Source organism: Ruegeria sp. HKCCD9138, assembly GCF_057220975.1.
Genome location: NZ_JBWVAZ010000020.1, coordinates 24472 through 30868 on the forward strand (window position 1 = coordinate 24472; position 6397 = coordinate 30868).

Consider the following 6397-nt stretch of genomic DNA (forward strand, 5'->3'; position numbering starts at 1 on the left):
CAGTCAAATTCAACGGCCGTATCTGGCTGGGCGAAAATCTATGGGAGGACACCATGAAAACACTTTCGCGTATCGCTGCTGGTGCGATGATCGTCGCGGCGTTTGCCACGTCATCGGCGGCAGAAGAATACCCATCGCAGCCGATCGAGGTTGTTACCCACGCATCTGCAGGTGGCGGCACTGACACGACCGCGCGGACGATGCTGATCCGGGCACGCAAGGAACTTGGCGTGGATGCCTTTGTGCAGATCAAAAAGGGGGGCGGGGGTGCTGTGGCTATGAGCTATGCCTCGGGCAAACCAGCTGATGGTCACACCTTGATGGCGATTACCCCCACACATCTGATCACCATGGCCCGGGGCCGCGCGCCGATTGGCATAGACGACATTAAAGGGGTTGCCCGTTCAACTGATGACCCGATTATTATTGTTGTCAACAAGGAGTCCGGAATCGAGAGCCTTGAGCAGTTGATTGAGGCATCAAAATCAGCTCCGATTAAATGGGGCGGCACGCAGGCCGGTGGCATCGACCATATCGCCGCGATGACCTTTGCGAACAAATCCGGTGCCAAGGTAGCATACGTGCCTTTCGATGGCGGCGGTGCGATAATCACCAACCTGATGGGCAAGAACATTCAGGCGGCGGGTCTGAACTACGGCGAAGCGGTCGACGGAATTGAGTCTGGAGACTTCGTGCCGCTGGCGATCATGGCGCAGGAGCGTCTGGGTGTTCTGCCGGATACCCCTACGCTAAACGAATTGGGGATTGATGGTGTCAATTTTTCGACCGTGCGCGGCATCATTGTAATGGCGGACACTCCTGAGGATCGTGTGGCGCTGCTGGAAGAAAAGCTGATCAAAGGCATGGGGCATGGCACGTATCAGGCGTACCTCGAGGGTATTGGCCTGGATGCAGGCTCGGTTGCAGGCTCCGAGGTCTGGGACGCTCAGATCCGCGAGATGTACGACAACATCTACGCGACCCTCGAAGAGCTGGGCCTGCGCAAGTAAGGCCACCTCCCGACCGTCCGCCGTTATCGCGGGCGGTCACTCGTTTCAGTGGAAGGAAACCCCATGAAACTCTCTCGCGACCTTGTCGCAGGCGGGCTGATCCTTGTCCTGTCGGCAATACTCTGGTGGGTCACGACGACCTTTGACTCGGATCCGCTTGGCATGGCGCAGGGCATGCCCGCAACGCATATGCCGCGTCTGATCCTCGGTGTGATCGCCGGACTTACCGTCATCATGATCCTGCAGAGCCTTGCAAGCGGCGGCGACGCCCTGGGCGGAGTGCCCCCTTGGCAGATGCCTGCAACTGCAGCGGTGCTAGGGTTGGCGGCCTTTCTTTTTCCAGTTCTTGGCGTGCCGCTGGTGTTCTTCTGCATTTGCCTGGTTTTGCCGGCGATGTGGGGCGCGCGGAACTATGGCACGATAGTTGCCTTTGCCATTGGTGTGCCGGTCGCAATCTACGTCGTCTTCAAAATGTTGCTGGGACTCCGCTTGCCTATGGGCCCACTCGCGGCGCTTGGCCTCTGAAGGGAGGGAAAAATGGACGTTCTTGGCGGACTTCTTGAAATTATTCAGCCCACGACCCTGCTGTTGATTATGGTGGGAACTATCGTAGGCGTTCTGGTCGGCGCGCTTCCCGGCTTGTCGAGCTCAATGGCGGTTGCGTTGTTGCTGCCTTTCACCATCTATCTGGAACCGATCCCCGCAATTGCGATGCTTGCAGCGCTTTATTGCGCTGGCACGTTTGGCGGCAGCATCACTGCAATCCTCATCAATGCGCCGGGCGCGCCACCTGCGGCGGCGACCGCGTTCGACGGGTATCCGTTGGCCAAGAAGGGCGAGGCAGGCAAAGCCCTCGGCATGGCTGCGGTTGCAAGCGTCGCGGGTGGTATTTTCTCTCTGATCGTTTTGATCCTGGCCGCGCCCGCACTGGCAACAATTGCTTATAGGTTTGGTCCGCCGGAGTATTTCGCGCTGACCGTGTTTGGCTTGTCGATGCTGGCGTCGATCAGCGGTAAGTCAGCGGTAAAAAACCTGATCGGCGGTGCCTTTGGCGTTCTGCTGGCCACCGTTGGCGTGGACCTGACCACCGGCGTCGAGCGGTTCACTTTCGGTGTGCCCCAGCTTTACGAAGGCATCAGCTTTATCCCTGTATTGATTGGCCTTTTTGCCATGGCTGAATTGCTGGATCAGGCCGGGCAAAAAGACACGCCGTTGGAACGGTTCAGCATGTCGGCGCTGAAACTTCCGACAATCGATGACTTCAAACGTGTTTGGAAGACCATCCTGCGCAGCTCGGGTCTGGGGACGTTCGTGGGCATCCTGCCGGCCGAAGGTTCAACCGTTGCTGCGATGATGGGCTATAACGAGGCCAAGCGCTGGTCGAAGAACAAGGACAATTTCGGCAAGGGTGAGATCGAAGGCGTCGCCGGGCCGGAGGCCGCGAATAATGCGGCAACCGGTGGAGCGATGGTTCCGACGCTGGCGCTCGGGATTCCGGGCTCGGCAACGGCCGCCGTCATTTTGGGCGGCCTGCAGATCCACGGCCTGCGCCCAGGTCCGTACCTGTTCGAGAACCAGCCCAATCTGCTTTATGCGATCTTCTTTGCGATGCTGATCGCAAACTTTGTGTTCCTTGGGTTCGGTCTAATCGGCGCCAAGCATTTCTCGCGCATTTCGCTGATCCCGCGTCAGTTCCTCTGGCCGACAGTGTTCTGCCTGTGTGTGGTTGGTGCCTATGGAGTCGGGCAGTCCATGAGTGATGTCTACATCATGCTGGTCGCCGGTCTGGTCGGTTACTTCCTGAACCGCGCCGGGTTCTCGCCCGCTCCGATCATCATGGGGCTTGTGCTGGGGCATCTGGTCGAGAACTCTCTGGCCCAGTCCATGATCCTGTTCGATCAAGATATGAGCCAGTTCCTGACGCGCCCGATTGCGCTGTTCTTCTTTGCTCTGGCAATCCTCAGCATCGCATCGTCGCCACTCAGCAACTGGCTGAAAGGTCGTCGTCGCGCTGATGCACCCGTGTACAGGGACCTGAACGAGTGACCTTGAACGATCTCGGCATAACCAAGGGCTTTCTACTGGCCCTTTTGCCTGCCGCGATCGGGGGCAGCCTGTGGGAAGCTCTTGGCCTCCCGCTCGGCTGGCTGATGGGCGCGGCGGTAGTGACCGGTTGCTTTGCCATGTGCAATGTCGAGGTCGTAGTTCCAAAACCGCTCTATAGCGTATCGCTGGCGGCTTTGGGGGCTGGCGTCGGGCTGTCCATCACGCCAGATGTTGCAGCCGCTCTGCTGGTCTGGGCACCTGTGATGGTTGTCGCCGGTTGCTTGGGTGTTGGGGCCGCAGTGCTTATGACACCGCTTCTTGCCCGCTTCGGACGGATGGAACGCAGCACGGCGTTTTTCTCGCTGCTACCCGGTGGCGTCATTGAAATGGCGAACGTCGGTGAAGGCCACGGTGCAGACAGAACGATTGTCGCCGCGTTGCATGCTGTGCGCGTGGCGCTGGTTGTCGGCCTTTTGCCCTTGGCACTATACGCGTTCTTTCCTGCATCCGGCGACGCTGTGCACGATGTGGCACTGCTGAGCTGGACCCATCTGGCCATGGTCATCCTTGTCGGCGTCTCTGGCGGGTGGGCCGCTGCCCTATTGGGGCTGCCTGCTGCATGGCTGCTGGGTGCGCTGATCGCGGTTGGTCTGCTGTCTTCCTTGGGCTTCTCAAGCGGTCGCATGCCAGCGTCCCTGATGGCCGGAGTGCAGGTTCTGGTCGGCATTTCGCTGGGTGCCAGGTTCCGGCGGGATCGTTTGTCTTCGATCCCGAGGGCGCTCAGCACAGGATTGCCCGTTCTTGTTGTGATCATGACGGCAATGGCGGCCGCTGCCGGTTTGGCAAGTTTGGTCATGCCCATCAGCCTGCCAACTCTCGTTCTTTGTTTCTCCATAGGCGGAATGGCCGAAATGGTTCTGACCTCAAAGGTTCTGGGTCAAAACGTTGCCCTTGTCGCCGCATTCCAAGCGGTTCGTGCCGTCTTGGTCAACGCCTGCGCCGGTGTTGTCTGGCGCAATCTTGTTTCCCAATCCGACACTTCCATCACCCCGAAAGGATGACACCCATGTCAGCTGTGCAGAACGCATTTGCGGAAATGCCGCAGGATACCAACATCACGGCCGAAGCAGCAGAGTTTGTTGAAAAAGTCCGTTTTGAAGACATCCCCGAAGAGGCCTTGCGCATTGGTACGCGTTGTATCGTGGATGGTGTTGGCCTTTATGTTGCCGGCTCCGAAGAACACACAATCGATATTCTCGTAGACGAGGCTCTGGATTTTGGCGGGCGCGAGGATGCCCTGCTGCTCGGACGCAATACCAAGGTTCCCGCCCCAATGGCGGCGCGCGTTTTGGGAACGGCAGGCCATGCCCATGACTGGGATGACAGTCAGGTCAGCATCGACCCGGCCCATATCTATGGCCTGCTCACACATCCAACTATTCCACCACTGACATCGGCTATTGTCATGTCTCAGAAGCTGGGCAACGTGTCAGGCAAGGAATTCATGCTGGCGTTTCTGACCGGCTTCGAGGTGGAGTGCAAAATCTCGGAATGGATGCTGCCGCAACATTACATGCAAGGCATGCATTCCAGTGGAACCGTTGGGCATTTCGGAGCCTATGCGACAGCCGCGAAACTATTGGGGCTTGAAGGCGACGCACTGCGCAACGGGTTCGGAATTGCTGCCAGCTTTGCCGCTGGCATCCGCTGCAATTTCGGCACAATGACAAAACCCCTGCATGTGGGGCGCGCTGCCGAAAACGGGATCACTGCAGCCCTATTGGCTGCGCGCGGCTACACAGCCGATCCGCAGGCTCTGGATGGTCCATGGGGGTTCATGGCTGTACAAGGCGGTGGTGCTAGCCCGGAAAAAATCTCGCAGGGCTTTGGCAGAACCTGGACTATCGTTGACCCCGGCGTATCGATCAAACCCTACCCATGCGGGGTGCTGACTCACCCGACAATTGACTTGATGCTGCGCCTTGTCACGGACGCGGACATCAAGTCCGGGGAAATCGACACTGTGTCGGTCTACGCGGGCACCAATATTCTCAAACCCATCCGCTATCCCATTGCGTCAAATCACTTGCAGGCGAAATTCTCATTACCTGCAGCGCTGTCGATGATCGCTCTGGCCCGCAAGGCCGGCAAGATCGAGTTCTCGGACGCCTTTGTCGGCTCCGCCCCGATGCAAGAGATGCAGCGGCGGGTGCGGACCGAGTTGGACCCCGAGATCGAAGCACAGGGTTTCGACAAAATGCGCTCTCGCATCACGATAAGGCTGAAAGACGAGCGCGAGATTGCTGGCTGGGCGGACGAGCGCTATCGCGGCGGGCCAGAGAACCCGCTGACCGATGCAGAAGTCGAAGCCAAAGCGCGGTCGTGCTGTGCGGGTGTCCTGACCGAAGCTGAACAAGATCGCCTGCTGCGCGCGGCCTGGAGCGTTCTCGATTTGGATAAGGCCGGAGAAACGCTGGCCACAGCGATGACATCCAACGGCTGATCAGGCGCCTGCGGCGCGCAACGAGTCATAAGAAACCATCACGTGCTCGGCATAGGCCGGGCGCGTGCTCAGCCGGTCGTAATACCCACGCAAAGCCGGTAAATCCGGTCGTTCAAACGGAACCGTGAAGTACCGGAACAACTGCGTGCCGAATGAAATGTCGGCAAGGGACATTTGCGGTCCAGCCAAGCACCCGTGGCGCTGGATCTGGGCCTTGGCAATCGGCATCAGCGCTTGCAACTCCTCGACGCCCTCGGAAAGGCGCTGCCTGTCGCGCTCCGCCTGACTGGTGCGCACAAGTTGCCAAAAGACCTTGTAGATCAGGGCGGGCGCAACATTCACTTTGGCCTATTCCATCCATTGATCAACCGGTGCGCGGTCGGCGGGATCCGAGGGCCAAAGGCCCGTTGCCCGATACTGTGCTGCAAGATAGCGCAATATGGCCTGACTCTCGAACAGGGTGACGTGTTCGTCTTCGATCACCGGCGCTCGTCCCATCGGGTTCTTCATCAGGAACGGAGGCTCCCGATTGCCCCCAAAAGCGCCACCCACGTCGTGCCTTGTGAATTCTACGCCCAGTTCCGAGACCAACCACATCTCGGCCTGTACATTGCTGGAGGTTGGCCTGCCGTAGATAGTAAACATCTTATTCACTCATCTCGATGAAGTCGCGTTTAGAAACTGCGTGTTGCGATAAAGACAGGCCTATGAAGTTGCACCAAAGCGCAGCAAAACCTGTTTAGCGGTCAACAACGGCCGACTACCGCATATGGATTGACGCTAGGATCTGTTGCAAACTTTTGGCTGTTGACGATGTCAGATGCCGCGGGTGAATGAC

At 58.6% G+C, this 6397-nt stretch carries 7 protein-coding genes; 5 read left to right on the plus strand and 2 right to left on the minus strand.

All coding sequences use genetic code 11. The annotated features are described in order from the left end of the window. Positions 1-53: 53 nt before the first annotated feature. From AC2TEL_RS21350 to AC2TEL_RS21370, 5 genes are all read left to right on the plus strand, one after another. Entirely contained in the window at positions 54-1010 is a 957-nt protein-coding gene (locus AC2TEL_RS21350; RefSeq protein WP_480844646.1) for a Bug family tripartite tricarboxylate transporter substrate binding protein, read from the plus strand. Between the two features lie 63 nt (positions 1011-1073). Beyond that, positions 1074-1535 carry a tripartite tricarboxylate transporter TctB family protein gene (locus AC2TEL_RS21355; RefSeq protein ID WP_480906829.1) on the plus strand — a complete coding sequence of 154 codons (462 nt, stop codon included), beginning with the start codon at positions 1074-1076 and terminating at the stop codon, positions 1533-1535. A gap of 12 nt (positions 1536-1547) precedes the next feature. Beyond that, positions 1548-3056 carry a tripartite tricarboxylate transporter permease gene (locus AC2TEL_RS21360; protein ID WP_480863345.1) on the plus strand — a complete coding sequence of 503 codons (1509 nt, stop codon included), beginning with the start codon at positions 1548-1550 and terminating at the stop codon, positions 3054-3056. Beyond that, a complete protein-coding gene (locus AC2TEL_RS21365) occupies positions 3053-4117 on the plus strand; it encodes an AbrB family transcriptional regulator (RefSeq protein WP_480906832.1) in 1065 nt (354 codons plus the stop codon). Before AC2TEL_RS21360 ends, AC2TEL_RS21365 begins: the two co-directional genes overlap by 4 nt. Before the next feature lie 5 nt (positions 4118-4122). Next, positions 4123-5559 carry an MmgE/PrpD family protein gene (locus AC2TEL_RS21370; RefSeq protein ID WP_480906835.1) on the plus strand — a complete coding sequence of 479 codons (1437 nt, stop codon included), beginning with the start codon at positions 4123-4125 and terminating at the stop codon, positions 5557-5559. Here AC2TEL_RS21370 and AC2TEL_RS21375 read toward each other — a convergent pair whose 3' ends face one another. Beyond that, the gene (locus AC2TEL_RS21375) at positions 5560-5901 is read right to left on the minus strand and encodes a glutathione binding-like protein (protein ID WP_480906838.1); all 342 of its coding nucleotides are present in this window, start codon (positions 5899-5901) and stop codon (positions 5560-5562) included. Positions 5902-5907: 6 nt separating this feature from the next. Next, positions 5908-6204, minus strand: a complete 297-nt coding sequence (locus AC2TEL_RS21380) for a glutathione S-transferase N-terminal domain-containing protein (protein ID WP_480844652.1) — start codon at positions 6202-6204, stop codon at positions 5908-5910. Positions 6205-6397 lie beyond the last annotated feature (193 nt).